The 20,229-nt window shown below is 38.3% G+C and carries 16 protein-coding genes; 9 read left to right on the top strand and 7 right to left on the bottom strand.

The features are described from left to right. The first annotated feature begins 69 nt into the window (after positions 1-69). Together B7C41_RS09810 and B7C41_RS09805 are read left to right on the top strand one after the other, a co-directional pair. Positions 70-1,440 carry a cytochrome ubiquinol oxidase subunit I gene (locus B7C41_RS09810; protein WP_085299433.1) on the top strand — a complete coding sequence of 457 codons (1,371 nt, stop codon included), beginning with the start codon at positions 70-72 and terminating at the stop codon, positions 1,438-1,440. Next, the gene (locus tag B7C41_RS09805; RefSeq protein ID WP_085298759.1) at positions 1,437-2,438 is read left to right on the top strand and encodes a cytochrome d ubiquinol oxidase subunit II; all 1,002 of its coding nucleotides are present in this window, start codon (positions 1,437-1,439) and stop codon (positions 2,436-2,438) included. The genes B7C41_RS09810 and B7C41_RS09805 overlap by 4 nt, the downstream gene beginning before the upstream one ends. Positions 2,439-2,718: 280 nt before the next feature. Here the strand turns inward: B7C41_RS09805 and B7C41_RS09800 are convergent, their stop codons facing one another. Continuing rightward, entirely contained in the window at positions 2,719-4,788 is a 2,070-nt protein-coding gene (locus B7C41_RS09800; RefSeq protein WP_085299432.1) for a S9 family peptidase, read from the bottom strand. Positions 4,789-5,079: 291 nt separating this feature from the next. Here B7C41_RS09800 and B7C41_RS09795 point away from each other — a divergent pair, with 291 nt between their 5' ends. Then, entirely contained in the window at positions 5,080-6,003 is a 924-nt protein-coding gene (locus tag B7C41_RS09795; protein WP_085298758.1) for a manganese-dependent inorganic pyrophosphatase, read from the top strand. 120 nt (positions 6,004-6,123) lie between these two features. On the opposite strand, the gene B7C41_RS09790 is transcribed toward B7C41_RS09795, so the two are convergent. The 4 genes from B7C41_RS09790 to B7C41_RS09775 form a co-directional block, all read right to left on the bottom strand. Continuing rightward, positions 6,124-7,398 carry an ATP-binding protein gene (locus B7C41_RS09790; protein ID WP_085298757.1) on the bottom strand — a complete coding sequence of 425 codons (1,275 nt, stop codon included), beginning with the start codon at positions 7,396-7,398 and terminating at the stop codon, positions 6,124-6,126. 81 nt (positions 7,399-7,479) lie between these two features. Further along, complete coding sequence (locus B7C41_RS09785) at positions 7,480-8,220, bottom strand: response regulator transcription factor (RefSeq protein WP_085298756.1); 741 nt, start codon at positions 8,218-8,220, stop codon at positions 7,480-7,482. Positions 8,221-8,325: 105 nt separating this feature from the next. Continuing rightward, positions 8,326-9,375 (bottom strand): hypothetical protein, encoded by a 1,050-nt coding sequence (locus B7C41_RS09780; protein WP_085298755.1) that lies wholly within the window; start codon positions 9,373-9,375, stop codon positions 8,326-8,328. Positions 9,376-9,578: 203 nt separating this feature from the next. Continuing rightward, complete coding sequence (locus B7C41_RS09775; RefSeq protein ID WP_085298754.1) at positions 9,579-11,753, bottom strand: prolyl oligopeptidase family serine peptidase; 2,175 nt, start codon at positions 11,751-11,753, stop codon at positions 9,579-9,581. A 348-nt stretch (positions 11,754-12,101) separates the two neighbouring features. On the opposite strand from B7C41_RS09775, the gene B7C41_RS09770 reads away from it, so the two are divergent. The 6 genes from B7C41_RS09770 to B7C41_RS20230 all read left to right on the top strand — a co-directional run bounded on the left by B7C41_RS09770 (position 12,102) and on the right by B7C41_RS20230 (position 18,775). Then, positions 12,102-14,906, top strand: coding sequence for a TonB-dependent receptor (locus tag B7C41_RS09770; protein ID WP_085298753.1), 2,805 nt, complete (start codon positions 12,102-12,104; stop codon positions 14,904-14,906). A 160-nt stretch (positions 14,907-15,066) separates the two neighbouring features. Further along, positions 15,067-16,371, top strand: a complete 1,305-nt coding sequence (locus B7C41_RS09765; protein WP_085298752.1) for a metallophosphoesterase — start codon at positions 15,067-15,069, stop codon at positions 16,369-16,371. A gap of 155 nt (positions 16,372-16,526) precedes the next feature. Next, entirely contained in the window at positions 16,527-17,069 is a 543-nt protein-coding gene (locus B7C41_RS09760) for a GNAT family N-acetyltransferase (RefSeq protein ID WP_085298751.1), read from the top strand. Between the two features lie 557 nt (positions 17,070-17,626). Then, positions 17,627-18,085, top strand: a complete 459-nt coding sequence (locus B7C41_RS09755; RefSeq protein WP_085298750.1) for a nuclear transport factor 2 family protein — start codon at positions 17,627-17,629, stop codon at positions 18,083-18,085. Positions 18,086-18,228: 143 nt separating this feature from the next. Next, the gene (locus B7C41_RS09750; protein ID WP_085298749.1) at positions 18,229-18,531 is read left to right on the top strand and encodes a hypothetical protein; all 303 of its coding nucleotides are present in this window, start codon (positions 18,229-18,231) and stop codon (positions 18,529-18,531) included. Positions 18,532-18,613: 82 nt separating this feature from the next. After that, positions 18,614-18,775: a hypothetical protein gene (locus tag B7C41_RS20230; protein ID WP_169712437.1), complete on the top strand. Its 162-nt coding sequence runs from the start codon at positions 18,614-18,616 to the stop codon at positions 18,773-18,775. A gap of 133 nt (positions 18,776-18,908) precedes the next feature. Here B7C41_RS20230 and B7C41_RS09745 read toward each other — a convergent pair whose 3' ends face one another. Then, on the bottom strand, positions 18,909-19,550 hold the full coding sequence (locus B7C41_RS09745) for an FMN-binding negative transcriptional regulator (RefSeq protein WP_085298748.1): 642 nt from the start codon (positions 19,548-19,550) through the stop codon (positions 18,909-18,911). A 38-nt stretch (positions 19,551-19,588) separates the two neighbouring features. Continuing rightward, entirely contained in the window at positions 19,589-20,173 is a 585-nt protein-coding gene (locus B7C41_RS09740) for a GNAT family N-acetyltransferase (RefSeq protein WP_085298747.1), read from the bottom strand. Positions 20,174-20,229 lie beyond the last annotated feature (56 nt).

Genomic DNA, 20,229 nt, shown 5'->3' with positions numbered 1-20,229 from the left:
AATTTACATAACTTAAGTGGAGTACATCACGTGTTAGACGCAGCAGCTATTGCTAATGACACAAGTTTCATGCTTTCACGCATCCAATTTGCTGCCAATATTAGCTTTCATATTTTATTTCCTACCATCAATATCGCCTTATGCTGGATATTGTTGTTCTTTAAAGTGCGCTTTAACCAAACCCAAGATGAAAGTTGGTTACGCGTCTACCGTTTTTGGGTACGAATATTCGCCCTAACTTTTGCCATTGGCGTGGTCAGTGGTATCACCATGTCGTTCCAGTTCGGTACCAACTGGCCGGGATATATGGAAACTGTTGGCAATATTGCTGGACCGTTATTAGGCTATGAAGTGCTAACAGCTTTCTTTTTAGAAGCTTCATTTCTTTCTATTATGCTGTTCGGTATGGATAGAGTATCTAATCGTGTTCATACCATGGCAACAGTATTGGTATCATTTGGTACGACCTTGTCGGCCTTCTGGATTTTATCACTCGACTCTTGGATGCAAACCCCCGCAGGCTTTGAAATGATTGATGGTGTTGCCCACGTTACTAGTTGGGTAGAGGTCATTTTTAACCCTTCTATGCCCTATCGTTTAATGCATATGTTATTGGCATCAGGTTTAACCTCAGCATTTCTAATTGCTGGTATTTCGGCTTATAGGTTGCTTAAAGGAGATAATAAGAAGTCAGTAAAACAAGCACTGAACTTTGCCGTAGTTTTAGCCGCATTACTTATTCCTTTGCAAATATTCGTGGGAGATTTACATGGCTTAAATACCTTTAAACATCAACCAGCGAAAGTCGCGGCAATGGAAGGCGTTTGGGAAACAGATAGCGGTATTCCATTATTATTATTTGCGCTGCCCGATGAAAAGAAACGTGAAAACAGCTTTGAAGTGAAAGTACCGAATGTCGCTAGTTTGATTTTAACGCATGATGCTAACGGCGAAATTCAGGGTTTAAATGACTTTGTGGATGAACACCCACCCGTTGCGCCAGTGTTCTTTAGCTTCCGTATAATGATAGGTATCGGCGTATTGATGCTATTGTTTTCATGGTTAGCAACCTACCAATTTGTCATTAAAAAGCGTTACCCCACCTGGTTATTAAAAACAGGCATCGCCATGACATTTTCTGGCTGGCTTGCAACATTAGCGGGTTGGTACGTTACCGAAATTGGCCGACAGCCATATCTAGTAACGGGTATATTGCGCACTAAAGATGCGGTAACGACCACACCACCAGAAGACATTGCCTTATCATTGACCTTATACGCGGTGATCTACGGCTTCTTACTTATCGCTTATATCCGTACTTTATTTGTCATGGCAAATCGGGCAGTAATATTAGAAGCAAGTAATACTTCATTAACAGGTAAAGAGCTTGTTTCTGATGTAAATAACCAAGTAACAACCAATGAAGGAGTAGCAAAATGAATGTTACATCAGTAGATTGGCTACCTATAGTATTCGTTGGACTTATGGGTCTTTCGTTTTTAATTTACGCGATTCTTGATGGTTATGATTTGGGTGTTGGCGTGCTGTTGCCATTAGATAATCAACAACAACGCGACAGTATGATTTACTCAATCGGCCCATTCTGGGATGCCAATGAAACTTGGTTAGTAATGGCGATAGGCTTATTGTTAATCGCTTTTCCTAAGGCTCACTCCGTAATATTTCAGGCATTATACTTGCCGACGGCATTGATGTTAGCAGGGCTTATTTTACGTGGAGTATCATTCGACTTTCGAACGAAAGCACCGAGTACTGATAAGAAAAAATGGGATTATGCCTTTAAGTTTGGCTCTCTATTAGCCACGTTAACCCAAGGTTATATGCTAGGGCGCTATATCACCTCATTTGAAGATTCATGGCTAAGTATAGGCTTCTCTGCTTTATCAGCTATTTGTGTCACGGCGGGTTATTGCTTTATCGGCGCTGCTTGGTTGGTGATGAAAACAGAGGGCGAATTGCAGCGCAGAGCCGCAAAGTGGGCAAAACTCACTAACCTATTAATGGCGGTTGGTATTCTTGCTGTATGTTTAACAAATCTGCTCATTGATCAGCAGATTATGGATAAATGGTTAGGTGGTATGCAGGTACTAATTTTGATTCCAATTACCTTGCTACTTGGTTTTACTTTTATTACCGTTCATTTGTATTTAGATAAAGTGCCAATGGAAAATGACCTTGGCTGTTGGTTTCCATTCTTAGCAGCAATCATTCTATTTATCATGTGTTTTTGCGGTTTAGCGTATAGCTTTTATCCTTATATAGTGCCACTTAAAATGACGATTTTTGATGCCGCGAGCGCTAGGGAATCATTGTGGTTTATCTTTGTTGGCGCTGCTGTAGTTCTACCGATGATTATTGGTTACACGATATTTTCTTACAAAGTATTTTGGGGTAAAACCACTAAGTTAAATTACTAAATAATTCCTAACTTAGGTACATCGTTGCTCTTTCACATCAACATATATGGATATATTAATGTCGTGATGCCAAGTTCTTACATGGATGTAAGTCATTAGGATAATGCAGGAGCAATTATCGAGATGGCAAAGAACGACCATGTAAGTTATTAGGATAATACATAGAGCAATTACCGAGATGCACTAATGCCTTGAAAGGTAGGATGCCTGAGAAAGGCCTGTACACAAAAGCCCAAGTTTCTTGCTAACTTGGGCTTTTATTATCTAAGAAAGGCTATGTTTATTTACTTTCATCTTCTTTTTTAGTTTTAGCTTTTTTCGCATCTAACTTAGCTTTATGATCTAACTTGTAGTCAGGCATTGCTTTATTGCCATCCATTAAGTAGTTATCCATCCAGCGCATTAAACGTAAGCTGTAATCATATTGTGCAGCCGCTTTACGGTTACCATGACCTTCACCCGGGTAATATACTAAACGCACATCTTTACCTTGTACTTTCATGTAACGGTACATTTCCATTGATTGTGCCGGGTGTACACGCGGGTCGTCTTTACCATGCATAATTAATAATGGTGTTTTTGACTGATGCGCCCAGTAAATTGGACTACGCTCAAGATAATATTGCCACTTGTCCCAAGGGTAAGAACGCGCATGTACTAAGTGCATTTCGTTAGAAATGTCCGTAGTGCCAAACTTAGATAACTGGTTTGAAATACCAACAAACATCACGCTTGCGGCGAAATGTTCCGTCAACTTAGTCGCAGCCCAAGCAGAAGCATAACCACCGTAAGAGCCACCCGTAATACCAACACGCTTAGTATCAACCAAACCGGTTTCAACTAAATAGTTTTTCATATCAACTAAGTCATCAAACTCTGCGCCAGCATAATCATTTTGACCTAATTTAGAATACTCAACACCTTTGCCTGTTGAACCACGGTAGTTAGGATAAAATACCGCATAACCACGTGCTGCGCCCATTTGACCAGGTTTAGAATAAGCGGTTACCCAGCCATTTTTCTCATGGCTTTCTGGACCACCATGCACTTGCATGATTAATGGATAACGTTGACCTTTTTTATAATCTAACGGGTAAACTAAAATACCACCGACTTCAACACCATCACGTGCTTTCATAGTGATAGATTCTTGTTTAGCAAAACGTTTATCTTTCAACCATGGATTAGAGTCAGTAATTTTACTCAGTTTTTTGCCACGAACGACAAAAGCTTCATTTGGGTGTTTTGCGCTATGGCCTTTAACAGCGATTGTTTTGTCAGAATCTGAAACAGATAATGAAGAGGCAATGATTTTTCCTGCTTTCACTAGCGTTTTATAGCTGTTGCTGTTTGGCTTAATATTAGCAACAACACTTTCAGTACCAACATTAGCAATAAAATTTAATTTATTACTTTTATGCGACCATTCAATATCAGAGACATGGCCAGCAAAATTTGGCAACCAATCTTGTATTTCACCGGTTTTAACATCGGCTAAATATAAACGGCCAGTAGCAGGGTCATGCTTATCTTCTGCGCCAATAACCGCAATATGTTTACCATTGTGAGAAAACTCTGCGGTACCTAACTTACCTTCGGTAGCAATCGACATTGTGACTTTTTGATCAGCCAAATTCATCACGTGCCATTGAGCTTTAGTGTACGAATCATCAATCAATGCAGTTGGTTGCGTTTTAACAAGTAGTTGCTCATTATCAGCAGCCCAATTCATATCGCTAACATAACCAGCAATATCTACAGCATCTAACTTAACGGCTTTATCTTGTACGGCTAAATCAGTAATAAATAATTGCTTATTTTTTAAGTCCATTTCATAAACTTCAGCTTTAAAGCCAAGTTCTTTTAGTTTTTTCTCAGACTTATCTTTTGCAGGCATAGCTAAAAGTGCTATCTGCTTGCCATCAGGGCTAATGTCATAACGGCTAATAGAGGTATCTTTTAAGCCTATTACTTTTTGGCGTTCACCACCATTAACTGGAATACGGTAAAGTTGTGTAAACTTTTCACCTTTAAATTTCGCTAGAAAATAAACAAATTCGCCATCTGCTGACCACTCTAAAGCACCAACATTCACTTTACCTGTAATAAATGGACGGGCATTACCTTTAGTATCAGTGATAAAAAGTCCGCTATAGCTACTACCATTTTTATCAACATATAGTTCACGTGGTGACGTACGGGTAAAAGCAACATAGTCACCGCTTGGGCTGATAACACTGCTTCGTATTGATTTTATTTTTGGGATATCTTCGATAGTGATCACATCACTCGCTAGTGCACTCACACTCGCCAATGACACAAGTGCCACTAATGATTTTAATTTAAACATATGTTCCTCATCTAAAAAAAGCTGTCCATAAGCATAAGTTGTTTTTTGAACAAGCATTACAATTATTACCGAGCAATAGTAGCGTATTCAATACAATCTACAAAGTGTTAGCGATACATCTGTTAATACATATCAAATGTGAACAATAATTCATACCAAAGTTGTATAAAAAGAGTACCAACGCTTACTAGGCGAACAGCTAATGTTTTTGTTAGAATATGCGCCATATTCTTGATAATCCGAATAACGACAATTCGTTAATCGGTACATGGCACTTGGAGATAACGATTTATGCCAGCTTATGCAGTAGGACACAAAACACCTGATTCAGATTCAATCTGTTCAGCCATTGCCCTTTCCTATTTAAAAACACAAACCGGTGAAGACGTACAACCGGCGCGTTTAGGTGAGTTATCACCTGAAACTTTATTCATTTTAGACAAGTTTGGTTTTGAACAGCCAGAGCTTAAAACAACATTTGCTGATACTGACGGCATTTATGTGGTTGATCACTCAGACCGCATTCAAGGCCCCGACGATATCGATGATACAACGATATTAGGCATTATTGATCATCACAAACTAGGCGATATTACCACGTCTACACCGCTAGAAATTTGGGTACGCCCAGTAGGCTGTACCAATACCATCATCAAAATGATGTACGATTTCCACGGTATTGAAATTCCTAAGAACATTGCTGGTGCGATGATGTGTGCAATTTTATCTGATACTGTAATTTTTAAATCACCAACCTGTACAACTGCTGATATTAAATGTGTTGAAGCACTCGCTGAAATTGCAGGTATTGAAGATTACAAAGCACTAGGCATGGAAATGTTCACCGTTAAGTCTTCCGTTGAAGGTACACCAGTACGTGATTTAATATTACGCGACTTTAAAGACTTCAATATGAGCAATAACATTGTTGGCATTGGTCAATTAGAAGTTATCGACCTTGCCCTGTTTGACGAGATGAAAACTGAATTACACGCTGACTTACAAGCGGTTAAAGAAGAAGGCAATCGTCACACGGTAATGTTATTACTAACCGACATTATGAAAGAAGGCTCAGAGCTGTTAGTGGTAAGTGATGATATCAGTATTGTTGAGAAAGCTTACAACACAACACTCGTTGACGGTAAGGTGTGGATTGACGGCATTATGAGCCGTAAAAAACAAGTAGTACCACCTCTTCAAGATACGTTCGCGTAAATATTTTTGTCTTAGTAGTTTAGATAAAATCGTCTGATTACATCTAAACTACTTTCCTTTATCCCACCTCAACACTATCACTCAAAACAAACGACCAACCAAGCTAAACTCGATAACAGATCAAGCTTTTACTGGCAGTGTTAAAATAAACTTAGCCCCGCCGTATTCACTATCCGCAACCGTAATTGTACCGCCATGTAACTGTGCTATTTCTTTCACAATAGCGAGTCCAAGACCAAAGCCAATACTTTGGCTGGCATCACTTACTTGATGAAAAGGTTCAAATATAGTTGCTTGCTGCGAAACAGGAATACCCATTCCGTTATCTTCCACACAAACAACCATTGAACCATCAATTTGATCTATGCAGACATAAATTTCAGATTCACCGTACTTATCTGCATTTTTAACCAGATTAGTAATAGCTCGCTCAGTTAACGACTTATCGAGTAAGATGTTACTTTCATCATCAAGATGATTGTGCCACTGAAGACTTGCCTTACATTCAATCGAGAATTTTTCCTGTAAATTTTGTAAAAAATCAGCAAGATTAACTTGTTCAAGTTGCAGCTTAAGCTCTGCTCGTTCCATTTTCGCATAACTTAACAGCTCCTCCACTAAATCTTCTAAACAGAAAATTTCATCCTCCAGCCCTTTTACATGAACCATCACATTGTCTTTTTTGGCTGTTATTAGCATTTCTAATATCATTTGCATACGAAATAAAGGCGAACGAAATTCATGAGCAATAACATGGGTAAGCTGTTTATGGCTGCCTAAAATTCCTTCCATCTGCTCTGCCATAGTATTTAAACAAGTATTCAGTTGACCAATCTGAAAACGTTTTTGGGTTGATGCTCGTGCAGAAAGATTACCTTGGCTGATATCCACAAGGGTCGACTCAAGCCGTTTTAATTTTCGGTGTAGGCCAAATAACCAAATGAAACAGCCAGAAGCAATAAAACAGATCAACGCGATAAAAATGGCATCACCAACCGTTTCATCAATTGCTAACAAATGATGCGTTTCATCTTCTTCAATTTGGTAATACTGCGTTGGTGAAAAGGCCTTGAAGTAATCATATTCTTCATCATCAAACCACGCTGGCTGGCTTTCTAATGCCTTTTGAATATGACTTGGAATACTGTCCAATGAAACAAGGCTGATAATGATCTGGTTTTTCTCAGCAATAACATCAATAAGTTTTTGTCGGCGTTGCAAAGCTATATGGTTATCGAGCTCTTCAAGTAATGTTATTTCTGCCGCAAAATTTTCTGCTTTTATGATATTTTCAATATCAACATAGAGGTAGGTATTAATTAGATGGGCAACAATCATAAAAATATAGAGTGTTGCTAATAGTCCTAAATATAAAGAAGTAAATAATCTGGTCATAAAGTTCGCACAATTAAATGTTATATAAGCAGTTTAGCGTTAATTATTCTCTTATTCTGTATGCGTTTGTATGGATATTGATTACCAATAATCGGGCACAAACATATAACCTTTGCCCCTAACCGTTATTACACCTTGTGGTCGATTAGCATCGTCTTTAAGTTTTTTTCTTATTTGGGCTATTTTATTATCAACCGAGCGATCTAAACCGTCATATTCAATATTTCTCAACGATTGCAATAGCTCCTCACGGCTTAGCACCTGCTCAGCATGTTTAGCTAAGTGCCACAACAATAAGAATTCAGAAGGAGTAAGAGGCACTAATTCATCATTTAATTTGCAGCGTTGCAATGACTCATTCAACCACAAGGCACCAAAAACTTTTTCTTTATTTGAATGGATAGGTTGGCTTACTTGATTTAATTCAGCAGATTGAGTTACTTCTGTAGAGCCTTGCTCTCGTCGTAATAAATTTTTAATACGTGCTAGCAGTACACGTGGCTGAATCGGTTTTTGAACAAAATCGTCGGCGCCGATTTCAAGTGCCGCCACCTGATCCATATCATCACCACTAGCAGTCAGCATCAATATTTGCCCAGAAAACTGATTTCTAACTTTACGGCACACAGATAGACCATCAAGGCCTGGTAACATTAAATCAAGCACCACCAACGAGGGCTGAATAGTCACTATTTGTTCTACAGCGTCAATACCTGAATGAACAACGACAACAGCGAAGCCAAAATTTGAGAGATAGTTTTGCAGTAAAGAGGCTAATTTATCATCATCCTCAACCAGCATAATAGTTTGGATATTCGACATTTAAGGTATATAGATCACTTAATGGATTATTAAGATCAATATAGCAAAAAAATAAAAAAGAGGCATTAATAATGCCTCTTTTCAGCCACTTCGAATACCTAATGACTATAACAAGTACTTATCTAACTCAGCTTTTGTCATCACATGTACCGTATTGTGAGGCGCTGCTTCAATAGTAAAAAAGTAAAACTCTGGCCCCAACTCAGCCCCTAGCATTTCTCTAAAGAAAGTTAGTTGCGCGCCATGACCTTTATGATCTCTACCTAATTCGTCGGCTGGTTTGCCCTCAGTACAACACCATGAGTGAACACCAAGTTTTGCACCGTCGCTATAAACCCTTTTAAAGCCCGCAGCATATAAATCAACACCACCAGAGTTAATATCAGATGTAGCTTCAACCATAGTTGTCAGTTGCGCATTACGTACTAATCTACCTGTGTGCATATTAATTGCGTCATTTACTGAACCACTGATTTCTTGTAGTAATAATGTATCAACTTTAGGGTGATTATTAATTAGATCGGTTATTTGTACGTATGTTTTTGTACCAAGGTCGCCATTAATCATAGCTTTAGTGCCAGATACTTCAACAACACTACTACCACCACTGATTAATGACTCATTAAAAACTAAACGAATATTAAACTGAGCAAGGGTATTAACATCTGCAACACTACCTGTAAAAACAGCATTTTCACCTTCACTGGTAATTGCCAAACTTAAACCATCAAGCACACGAACAGGGTTTTCAGCCGCTTCTGAAAAATCTTTTGATTCACTATCTATTATTCTAAAAAAATTTCTTGGTTTTTCCTCTTCAAAATCAAAACCTATCAATACAAATCCTTTTTCATATCGTGCCACAATAACTTTTTCTTCTTGAGAAAAATCAAGGAGACCAAGTTTATGCTTAACCCCCTCAATTTGTAATTCAACTTCGGCCTGCTGACTTTGGTACTTTTCTATATACTCCGCCACATCTTCTGGCTGAATATGATGCACAGCCTCAGGAGCCGTTGGTGTTGTTGGAGGCGTCGTTGGCGTAGTCGGAGTTGTTGGTGTAGTCGGTGCCGTCGATTTTTTTGAACTGCTCCCGCAAGCTTGCAATGCAAGTACGGTAATCAGTACCGAGGTTATAAGTGCTAAATTTTTCATAATGTGATTCCACGTCTTTGTTAATTGAGGCCATTATGAAGATAAGACATCAAGTACAATAGCATGAAATTGTCGTGCAAATGTATGCAAAGCACTTACAATTGCGAAAGCCAATTAATTCACTGTCGCTGCTTTCCTCAAGGTGAATTAAAAAAGCCCTGTAATTACAGGGCTTTTGCTTGCTTATATTTATTTAGCTGGGTCTAAATATCCTTCACGCCCATATTAAATAAGGTAAAACCATAAATATCAGCATACTGGTCAATCGTTTTGCTAATTGGCGTCCCCGCACCATGGCCAGCATCTGTTTCAATACGAATTAATGTTGGATTAGCGCCAGCTTGCTTCGCTTGTAATTCAGCTGCAAACTTAAATGAGTGCGCAGGTACAACACGGTCATCGTGATCGCCAGTTGTCACCATCGTTGCAGGGTAATGAGTACCAGCTTTTACATTATGTACTGGAGAATATGCAAGTAAGTAGTTAAACATTTCAGCATTGTCATCAGATTTACCGTAGTCATATGCCCAACCAGCACCTGAAGTAAAGGTATGGTAACGCAACATATCAAGTACACCTACCGCCGGCAATGCCACTTTAAATAGCTCAGGACGTTGCGTCATTACCGCACCAACAAGTAAACCACCGTTAGAACCGCCCATTACGGCTAATTTATCAGAAGAGGTCACTTTTTCACTGATCAGGTATTCAGCGGCAGCAATAAAGTCGTCAAAAACGTTTTGCTTCTTCAATTTCGTACCAGCGTTATGCCATTTTTTACCGTACTCACCACCGCCACGTAAGTTAGCGACAGCATAAACACCACCTAATTCTAACCATGCAGCACGAGTAGAGCTAAATTGCGGTTGTAAACTTACGTTAAAGCCACCGTAACCATAAAGAATCGTTGGATTATTACCATCAAGCTTTAAGCCTTTTTTATGGGTAATAATCATCGGTACTTTAGTGCCATCTTTCGAAGTATAAAATACTTGTTTTGACTCAAAGTCAGCGCTATTAAATTTCACTTTCGACTTCATGTGCACAGTAGATTCTCCACTTGCCAAGTCTAAGGTGAAAATAGTTGAAGGTGTTTTTTGGTTACTAAACGAATAATAAACGTTATCTTGCGATTCTTTACCGCTAAAACCGCCTGCTGTACCAACTTCAGGTAATGTAATATCACGAATTAGCTTACCATTTAAGTCGTATTGCTGAATCAACGATGTAGCGTCTTTCATGTATTTGGCAAATAAATATTTACCGCCTGTAGATACAGATAACACATTCTCTGTTTCTGGAATTAGGTCAACCCAATTTTCAGGGCTTGGCTTTAATGCGCTAACTTTTACAACGCGTTTATTTGGTGCGTTCTTGTTAGTGACAAATAATAAGTCATCGCCGTTACTGCTAACCATGTAGGTATCAGAGTCGGTATTATCAATCGCTTCAACTAATGGTGCATCGGCTTTAGCTAAATCTTTAATAAAGAGTTTATTTCCTGATGTTGAAACAGAGGCGTAAACTAATAAATATTTACCGTCTTTCGTTACTTCACCACTAACATAACGATGCTTTTCTGCATCAATACCACCGAATACTAAGATATCTTCTGATTGCGCAGTACCTAGCTTGTGATAATAAAGTTTGTGTTGATCAGTTTTCGCAGAAAGTTCGCTGCCCTTAGGCTTGTCGTAACTTGAATAGTAAAAACCTTCATTCCCTACCCAAGAAAGGCCACTAAACTTAATATCTATTAATTCAGGCTCAAGCACTTCTTTAGTTCTAGTATCAATAACTCGCGCCTTACGCCAATCACTGCCACCTTCTGAAATCAGATAAACAGCATGCGAGCCGTCTTCACTAAATTCAATACTTGCTAAAGAAACAGTACCGTCTTCACTAAAAGCATTTGGATCTAAAAATACTTCTGCTGCTTCATCCCCCTTTTGACGATACAAAACATACTGATTTTGTAGTCCATCATTTTTGTAAAAATAGCTATAGTCGCCTTCAATAAATGGCATACCCACTTTTTCATAATCCAACAATGCGGCTAGGCGCGATTTTATTTTATCGCGGTAAGGAATTTGCTCTAAATAACCATAAGTGGTTTTATTTTGTGCTTTTACCCACTCAGCTGTTTCAGCACTCATATCGTCTTCTAACCAACGGTAAGAGTCAGTTACTTTTGTACCGAAGTAATCATCAACAACATCAATTTTTTTTGTTGTTGGATAAGTAACCGCTGTAGCTTGTTCTGGTGTAGTAACTTCTTTTTCTGCTACTGCAGTCGGTGCAGTATCTTGGCCGCAGCCGGAAAGACCAAATATGGCGAGTAACACCGCTGAACTTAAGGTGATTTTTTTAGAATTCATCATGTTCCAAAGATTAAGATTGTTATAATTTTGTCAACAATAATATGGCAGTCTCAATGACATGTCTATACAAGAGAAAATCACATGCTAAATATGTTAAGTAAACGAACTTAGATAAGTAGTTTTTTCATCTAAATGACGGTAATTCATTTGTATCCCCAACAATGCCCCCCACCAGCTTCATTTACACATTAGCAATTCAAATTAGCTCTAACAATAAACAAAATAATTTAAGCGTTCTGAAATAATTCTGTCATGTAAAGCCTGTAGCTTCTACAGCCAATAAATCATGGCTTAACCTAACCTCTATTTTTGTACAAATAAATAATAAAAAACCGAGTATTTAATATGATTAAAACGAGTTCCTGGCAAGTTTTTCAACGTTCGGCCATTGCAATCGCTTGCAGCACCGCAATTTTTAGTTCCGGTATTATGGCAAAAGATACTGATTTCGGCGGCCGCATCACTGATGCATCAAATACCGTTTATTTCGAAGGGGCAAAAGTTCATATTAAAGAACTTGAACTTACCACGATTTCAGCCCGTGATGGCTCTTTCCGTTTTGCACAACTGCCTGACGGTGACTACACCATAGAAATTTCTTACCTTGGCGTGCCTACCATCACTAAGAAAATTTCAGTCACCGCAGCAACCAAACAAGATCAGAAGTTTATTATTGGTGGCGAAGCAGCAGCCATGGACAATATTATTGTTTATGGCCAACGTGCCGGACAAGCTGGCGCAATCAATCGCCAAAAAAATGCTGATAATTTAATGTCGATTGTCAGCGCTGACACTATCGGTCAATCACCGGATCAAAATGCCGCCGAAGCATTGCAACGTTTACCCGGCTTATCAATTCAGCGTGATCAAGGTGAAGGCCGTTTCGTCGCTATTCGCGGTATCGATCCCAATCTAAACAATGTCACTATTAATGGTGTTAACGTGCCATCACCAGAATCAGGTAAGCGCAGTGTTGCTTTAGATGTTATTCCATCTGAGCTTATTCAAAGTTTGGAGGTCAGTAAAACAGTAACGCCTGATATGGACGCTAACGCCGTAGGTGGCTCGATTGAGGTAAAAAGCTTAAGTGCCTTCGATCGTCAAGGACGAAGCTATAGCGCTACCGTTCAAGGTTCATATAATGAGTTAATGGAAGATACCAGCCCAAAATTATCAGGTAGCTATACCGATATTTTCGACTTATCTTCAGGTGCACAACTTGGTGTTGCTGGGGCAGTATCTTGGTTTGAACGAAAGTTCGGCTCTCACAATGTTGAAACAGATGGCGGCTGGGCGGAATTTGAATACGAAGACGCCGCAACCGGTGATGATGTCGACATATTCTCTGCTGAAGAAATAGAGCAACGTTCTTACGAAATAACGCGTGAACGCTTTGGCGCAGCGCTAAATTTTGATCTACACACCTCAAGTACTGACAAATACTATTTCAGAACCTTATACAGTAAATTTTCTGATGATGAATTCCGCCTGCGAAATCAATATAAGTTTGACAAGGGCGTCATTGATTTAAGTACTTATAATGAAAATTCAGCACAATTTTCAGATGCTGAAATGGAACGTGATACGAAAGACAGGTTTGAACAACAAGAGATCCTTTCCTTGGTACTCGGTGGTGAAAATCAACTCGACACTTGGTTAGTTGAATATGATCTAGGTTACTCAAAATCAAGTGAGAAAGAGCCAAACCGCCTTGATGTTACCTTCGTTGGTGAAGATTTAGCCCTAGGCTATAACAGCACAGGTAATATTCCTCAGTTAACACAGTCAGCAGCAGCGCATGACTTAAATAACTTTGCTATGGATGAAGTTGCCTACGAAAATAACCTAGCAGAAGACAAAGAACTTAGCATCAAAGTTGATTTTACGCGTGATTTCGTTTGGCAGAATAACAATGCCCAATTTCAGTTTGGTTTTAAACATCAAGCAAGAGAGAAGTTAAACGACGCCAACGCGACTATTTATAACGGTGGTTTCGACGATATAAGTGCACAACAACTTGCAAGCTCAGTACCTAATTACAACTTAGGGGATTTTGGTCCAGGTATGCAACAAGGTTCTTTGAAATCCTATGTACTAGCAAATCGTGCTGAGTTTGAAGTTGACCAATTAAAGTCGACAATCGACAGCAAAGGCAATTCATTTAAAAGTGAAGAAGATGTCAGTTCAGCATACGCAATGATCACCCTAGATATTAATAAATGGCGTATTATTACCGGCCTTCGATATGAAGAGACTCGCTTCGAAACACAAGGTAATCGCGTTGAACTGATAGCAGATGAAGTGAATGATAATGATAATGAACAAGTTGTCATTTCGCCATGGCAAGTCAATAAAAACTATCATCACCTGCTACCTAGTTTAAACGTAAAATATTCAGCGTCAGACAAATTAATTGCGCGTTTTGCTTTTACCCAAACTATCGCACGCCCAAGCTTCGGAGACTCAGCTGCATATCAAGTGATAGAAAGTGAGGTGTCTGAAGACAATGGCGTTATTGAAACGGAACGTAAAGCAGAAGTAGGTAACCCTGATTTAGCACCTTATGAATCTGACAATATTGATTTATCGCTTGAATATTACCCTGGTCATATCGGCGTGATTTCAGCCGGACTATTTTATAAAAACATTGATAATTATATTGTTAAATCACAAGTGCAAGACAACGGTCAATGGGATGGATACAAGGAAGTTATTCAAGCCACCAATGCAGGCTCGGCGTCATTGACCGGTATCGAACTTTCTTGGACTAAAAACTTTAACTCAGGCATTTTTGTTGGTGCTAATGGTACATTCGTTAATACAGACGATAAGCTACCTAACCAAGCCGATACCGTAGCCAACTTAATGCTAGGCTTTGAAAATAACAAATTTAGTGCCCGTTTAAGTACGACATTTAAAAGTGAAAGCTTTCAGTCTATCGACAACAAAATTAGCGTCTATGAAGACAGTCATAACCAATTGGATTTTTCGGCAAAATACTACGTTGACGATAGCATGCAAATTTACTTTAACGCGGTTAACTTAACCGACGAGCCACTATACCTTTATCACGGAAGTACTAATTACAATTACCAGTATGAAGAATACGGCGCTTCATTTGAGTTAGGTTTTACGATTAATTCTTTATAAAAAGTCGCTAAGCTCAAAAGCTCAGCCACGAATATACAACAGTGATGAAGTCGTCACGATAATATGAAGACGACTTCAGGTACTGTTTTATAGCAAACAACTTTATAGCAAATAACGTGATAAGAAATCACCATCAAATGTCTTTTTAAAAAATAAAACTATGAAAAAACTAAACACTGCATTTACCCTAACCTGCTTACTGTTCCTTACTGCTTGCCAAAGCGCTGATAAGCCAATAAAAAATAACGCTGAACTATTGGCAAGTAAAATTAGCTTTTTAGCTTTTGGTGATGGTGGCTACCATACTGATTACCCAAAAGCGAAGCACATCAAGCACCCACGTAATAAAGCACAGTTGATTGCCAAAGAAAAACAAGATTGGCTCGAAGATCATCGACCACTTGCTGAATTTGAACATGCACCTATTTATGTTTATCCAGGAACGACTATTGCGACAGAGCAAGGTGGCGCTGCTGCAGTAGGCCATGCAATGGCGAGTTTATGCCAACAACGAGCATGTGATTTAGCTATCCAGCTAGGCGATAACATTTACCCTGATGGCGCGGATGCCAATGACGGTAAGGACGATCAAAAGCGTATGAACGATCTTATCCTTAAACCGCTAACACCTTTATTTATAGAAGAGCCAGAGCTTATGGTGTATTCAGCTTTGGGCAATCATGACTGGAAAACCTCAAGAAAAGGTGTCGCACTGCAACGTCAATGGATGGCAAAGCAAAAAAACTTCCACATGGGCGAAAAAGGCTACTATAGCTACAAAAAAGGTACGCCCGGTAACGATATCGAGTTTTTTGTTATTGATAGCAACATGCTGTTATCAGGACAAACATTCTATGAAGTACCATTAAACGCCGATGGCAGCGAAGGAAATATTACTGAAGCAATGGCCAGTGGCCACGCCGAATTAGAAAAACACGACCCACATGAAGGCCCGGTGAATAATGAAGACAAAACACAGTTAACATGGCTACAACAAGGCTTGGCTGAATCGACAGCAAAATGGAAAATTGTTTATGGCCATCATATTTTATGGTCAATTGGTGGTACTAAATATAGCGAAGGCCATGTGCTAAGAAAGCTTATAATGCCAACACTATGCCAATATGCCGATGCTTATATTGCAGGGCATGAGCATGATTTAGAGTTATTAACCGACAATTGCTCTTTATATCCCGAAGCTCAAAACAACTCACCACTGCCGTTAATTATCAGTGGCGCTGCCTCAAAAATGCGCGGTAAACATACACCATTTGCTGAGCAGCAAGCATTAAAGTATCCTCAATATCGATTGTTATGGTCTAAAAGCTTCACTTGGGGCTTTGCCCACGTAACCGTAGATAATAAAACCGACAAGCTCACGGTTGAATACTTCACTACGCCACAAGATAACTCCGCGACGTTAGTGCCAGAAGTAAAATATAGCTTCGAACATCGCAGCAATTAAATGTTATTGAGAAAATTCACTCATTAAGCGCGACTTAAGTATAACTTATACTTAGTCGCCAACTTCACTGCAATATTTATAATTTCATCGTTAATCACGATCATTAATGCTAGCATGTTCAATACTTTAAATAATTTCCGCCAATGGAGTTAAACATGAAAATAATGAATTCAGCCCGCCTTAGTTACCAGCTCATTGACGAAAGTGATAGCGAGTTTTTATTTCAACTCGACCAAGACCCTGAAGTAATGCGCTACATTAATGGCGGTACCATGACAACACGAGAAGATATCAATGAGAAATTTATCCCTCGGCATAATGCCTATAAAAATGTCGATAAAGGTTGGGGTCTTTGGAAAGTAACCATTACCGAAAGCCAACAAGACATTGGCTGGATTTTAGTGAGGCCAATGGACTTTTTCTCTGACAAGCCTATTTGGAATGATATTGAATTAGGTTGGCGTTTCTTGCAATCAACTTGGGGAAAAGGCTATGCCTCTGAAGCAGCAATAAAAATTCATCAAGTATTAGCTAAGTTGCCAGAAAACAAATTTTTTAGCGCTGTTGCTATGCATGGCAATGATGGTTCGGTTGGCGTGATGAAGAGAATGGGCATGGAATATATTAAATCTTATATTCACTCAGACTCTCAATTAGGCGATTTAGATGTCGTGCTTTATCGAATGGAAAACCATTAGAATATAATTAAGCGAGCTACTGTCTCGCTTAATTATATTGCAGCAAGTTCAGCTTTTAGCCTACTCGCATTTCACATACCATAGTTGCTGTGATCGATGTTCCTGACATCCCTATTGCCCTTCAGACACCTCTTCAATTTTTGCTCAAGTGACAGGCCCCATATCTTCACCTTCAATAGCAATCATAGTGTCGATTAGTTTAGTAAAACTGCCTATTTTTCTTATTCATTAAAAAAATTCATGGTAATCAGTGCCATGTTGAATTCTCCATTATCCGTTTTGCAAATAGAGATAATAAGAAAATACATCAATATTGATCACGATAACGAAGAATAGCTTAAATTTAGAACAATTAAATTTAACAATGATTCGTTCCTTAAAAAAATGTTAAGTTAGTAGCCTAGAATTGACACTTTTCCTTAACAACATCAACTCACCTGATAGTTGTACACTCATAAATTGTAACAATTGCAATTATTTACTTATTTCCTATTTGTGTATCAAATAGAGTCTCAAGAAAAATTAAATTTTTAACCTATTCGAGAAATACAAACAATATGAATAAAATAAAAAAACTTTCAATAATTATTGCGACCTTTACCTTTTTTTTATCATCGTTTAGCTATGCTGAAGCTGTAACAAGTAAGGAATATCAAGCGGTGATGGAAACGGCCTATAACTATTTTAATGGGGCCGCAAATGGAGATCAAAAGCTTTTATCAAAAGCATTTGATCTAGAGTTTGGTCATGTGAAAATGATTACAGTAAACAAAGAAACCAAAAGTGAAACCATTAGAACTGTTTCATTGAAAGAATTTTCTGGATACTTTAAAAAAGCAACTAAAGAAAAGTGGGTAGCAAATATTCTTTCTCTTGATATAGTAGATGACAAAATGGCGATGGTAAAACTTGATTTTGATACGCCAAAAACACATTACATTGACTACCTTGTAATGTACAAACGTAAAAATGAATGGCGTATTGTCAATAAAACATTTATTGCAAAAAAAAAGTAGTCGGTAAAATAAATCGACAGTAACGGGATCTATTTCTGCAAACTTTATCAGTGGTCAAATAAACAAGGATTTAATATTGAAATATTGTCACACAGGGCAATTATCAGCCTTTATTTGGGTCGCATACACAACAAGGTTCAAACATGAGTCTCAAGCATAGTTTAATACTCTTAGCAGTAGTTTTTAGTTTACTAAGTGGATGCACTACTTATAGCACTGAAGATTACAAAGATTCTGCTACCAGTAAAAAAGAATCTTCATGTATAAATATGGAACCTGCCCAAGAGATGAAATGTAAGGAAAAAGAGAAAAGCTTAATTATTGGATTAGGGGCCGACAATAATTGCAACCATCCTTATGAATACGAAAAAAACAGATGTAAAAGCGAAAAAGCAAGGCAACAAAAGGCGCTTGACCAATCTTTGAAAAAGCACACGGGTAAATAGTGCGTACAAGAAAATGCTGATTTATCTGCCCATTAAAGCGTTCTGCGCATTATACCACTTTTTTTAGAAAAGGAAGTTTGAAATGTTTAGTCAGTTATTTATTTTTCTTATTGGTATCTCAAGCCTATTTATGGGCTTTCAAGATGGCGACTATATTTGGGCTTTCTGTGGTCTAGTGATGATACTTTCGAGTGTTCATCTCCTATATAAATTGAAAAAAGATAAAAATATTTGGGATAAATAATACGATAAGCGATTAAAATACATTAGCAATGCCTTGTCTTTAATACTCAGCTAAATAAATTATTTATTAAAATGAAACTACTGCTAAGCGAAATGATAAATAACGCAGTGACCAGTGCGATAAACTCAGCAATTTACGTCGTTTCTTCCATGTAACTTTTAAGAAATTCAGCTATTTTTAGTGCATGACTTTCGTTTTCACCTGATAATGCATTAAAAATTCCCTGTTTGTTAATAGTCGGTTGATTTTGACTCACCTTCCACTTCCCTGTTATCGAGGTAATATCAATGTCAATACCGACGACAGCAGGTAGCATTTTTGCTATGTATTGTTTTGGCGCGTCTTCAATAGACCAAGGCTTGGGCTGTAAAGCCTCATGATGAGTCGTTAATCTGTCGAGTAAATTGAGGTTCCATGTATTGTCATGAACAAACGATATATGCCCTTTTACATGCACAGCAACATAGTTCCATGTTGGCACAGCCTTGCCCGTGGCCATTTTAGTTGGGTAAAAATTAGGTGATATATAACAATTAGGTCCGTTAAACACGACCAACACTTCAGCTTTGTCAGCAATGCTTTTCCATAGTGGATTCGCTTTAGCAATATGTCCCTGTAATTTGTCTTTACCATCTACTTGCTTAAACATTAGTGGTATATGATTCACTTCTAATCCTAATTCAGAGGTGCCAATAAGCGTTGCAAAAGGATAATCAACCATCAATGTTTTTAATGCCGCCGCATCACTTTGTTTAAATTTATTTGGTATATACATAATAACGCCTTTACTGCTTTTCTTAACGTGCCTGTGCTTTACATTTTTGCTTCTAGCGCTGACTTTATAGCTGTCCATTCGCTAGCAATAATTGAAAAAATAGCGGTGTTGCGAAAAGTACCATCAGACAAAATACGTTGATGACGAAGCAGGCCTTCATATGTTGCACCTAGCCTTGCTATCGCATTGCGTGACTTTTCATTTTTCTCATGAGCTTTAAACTCAACTCTTATCGCACCAAGCTCTTCAAAAGCATGCTTTAATAAGCAATATTTAGCGTGAGTATTAATATGGCTACGCTGGTATTTAGGGGTAATAAAGGTAAAACCTATTTCTAAACTTCTATCCTCGCGCATAATTGAACAGTAACGTGTACTCCCTACCAACTCTCCACTTTCATCATCAAAAATAGCAAAAGGTACATGTTCACCTTTATCAGCCATTTCTTGTGAATAATTCAACCAATTCTTAGCTGTTGCTTTAGACGTACATTTATCAGGTAAAGACCAACGCCAAACCTCTGGAAAAGCGCCGGCACGATAAAAATCATCTAAGTGTTCAAGTGTTAATGGCCGTAACGTGACTTTATTGGTGCTCAACGTAGTAGCTTGGGGGTTAAACATAACTTGCTCTATTTAAAAGTGATGATTGGTATTCTCTCCTTTTATGGTATAAACAA

The sequence above is a fragment of the Cognaticolwellia mytili genome, assembly GCF_002104475.1.
GTDB lineage: Bacteria > Pseudomonadota > Gammaproteobacteria > Enterobacterales > Alteromonadaceae > Cognaticolwellia > Cognaticolwellia mytili.
The sequence above is the reverse complement of the archived record's forward strand: the minus strand, read 5'-3'. Positions and strand labels throughout refer to the sequence as shown.

Excerpts from the sequence above, each read along its gene's own strand:
- B7C41_RS09810 (WP_085299433.1), top strand. The coding sequence starts at position 70 with ATGCTTTCACGCATCCAATTTGCTGCCAATATTAGCTTTCATATTTTA.
- B7C41_RS09805 (WP_085298759.1), top strand. The coding sequence starts at position 1,437 with ATGAATGTTACATCAGTAGATTGGCTACCTATAGTATTCGTTGGACTT.
- B7C41_RS09800 (WP_085299432.1), bottom strand. The coding sequence starts at position 4,788 with ATGTTTAAATTAAAATCATTAGTGGCACTTGTGTCATTGGCGAGTGTG.
- B7C41_RS09795 (WP_085298758.1), top strand. The coding sequence starts at position 5,080 with ATGCCAGCTTATGCAGTAGGACACAAAACACCTGATTCAGATTCAATC.
- B7C41_RS09790 (WP_085298757.1), bottom strand. The coding sequence starts at position 7,398 with ATGACCAGATTATTTACTTCTTTATATTTAGGACTATTAGCAACACTC.
- B7C41_RS09785 (WP_085298756.1), bottom strand. The coding sequence starts at position 8,220 with ATGTCGAATATCCAAACTATTATGCTGGTTGAGGATGATGATAAATTA.
- B7C41_RS09780 (WP_085298755.1), bottom strand. The coding sequence starts at position 9,375 with ATGAAAAATTTAGCACTTATAACCTCGGTACTGATTACCGTACTTGCA.
- B7C41_RS09775 (WP_085298754.1), bottom strand. The coding sequence starts at position 11,753 with ATGAATTCTAAAAAAATCACCTTAAGTTCAGCGGTGTTACTCGCCATA.
- B7C41_RS09770 (WP_085298753.1), top strand. The coding sequence starts at position 12,102 with ATGATTAAAACGAGTTCCTGGCAAGTTTTTCAACGTTCGGCCATTGCA.
- B7C41_RS09765 (WP_085298752.1), top strand. The coding sequence starts at position 15,067 with ATGAAAAAACTAAACACTGCATTTACCCTAACCTGCTTACTGTTCCTT.
- B7C41_RS09760 (WP_085298751.1), top strand. The coding sequence starts at position 16,527 with ATGAAAATAATGAATTCAGCCCGCCTTAGTTACCAGCTCATTGACGAA.
- B7C41_RS09755 (WP_085298750.1), top strand. The coding sequence starts at position 17,627 with ATGAATAAAATAAAAAAACTTTCAATAATTATTGCGACCTTTACCTTT.
- B7C41_RS09750 (WP_085298749.1), top strand. The coding sequence starts at position 18,229 with ATGAGTCTCAAGCATAGTTTAATACTCTTAGCAGTAGTTTTTAGTTTA.
- B7C41_RS20230 (WP_169712437.1), top strand. The coding sequence starts at position 18,614 with ATGTTTAGTCAGTTATTTATTTTTCTTATTGGTATCTCAAGCCTATTT.
- B7C41_RS09745 (WP_085298748.1), bottom strand. The coding sequence starts at position 19,550 with ATGTATATACCAAATAAATTTAAACAAAGTGATGCGGCGGCATTAAAA.
- B7C41_RS09740 (WP_085298747.1), bottom strand. The coding sequence starts at position 20,173 with ATGTTTAACCCCCAAGCTACTACGTTGAGCACCAATAAAGTCACGTTA.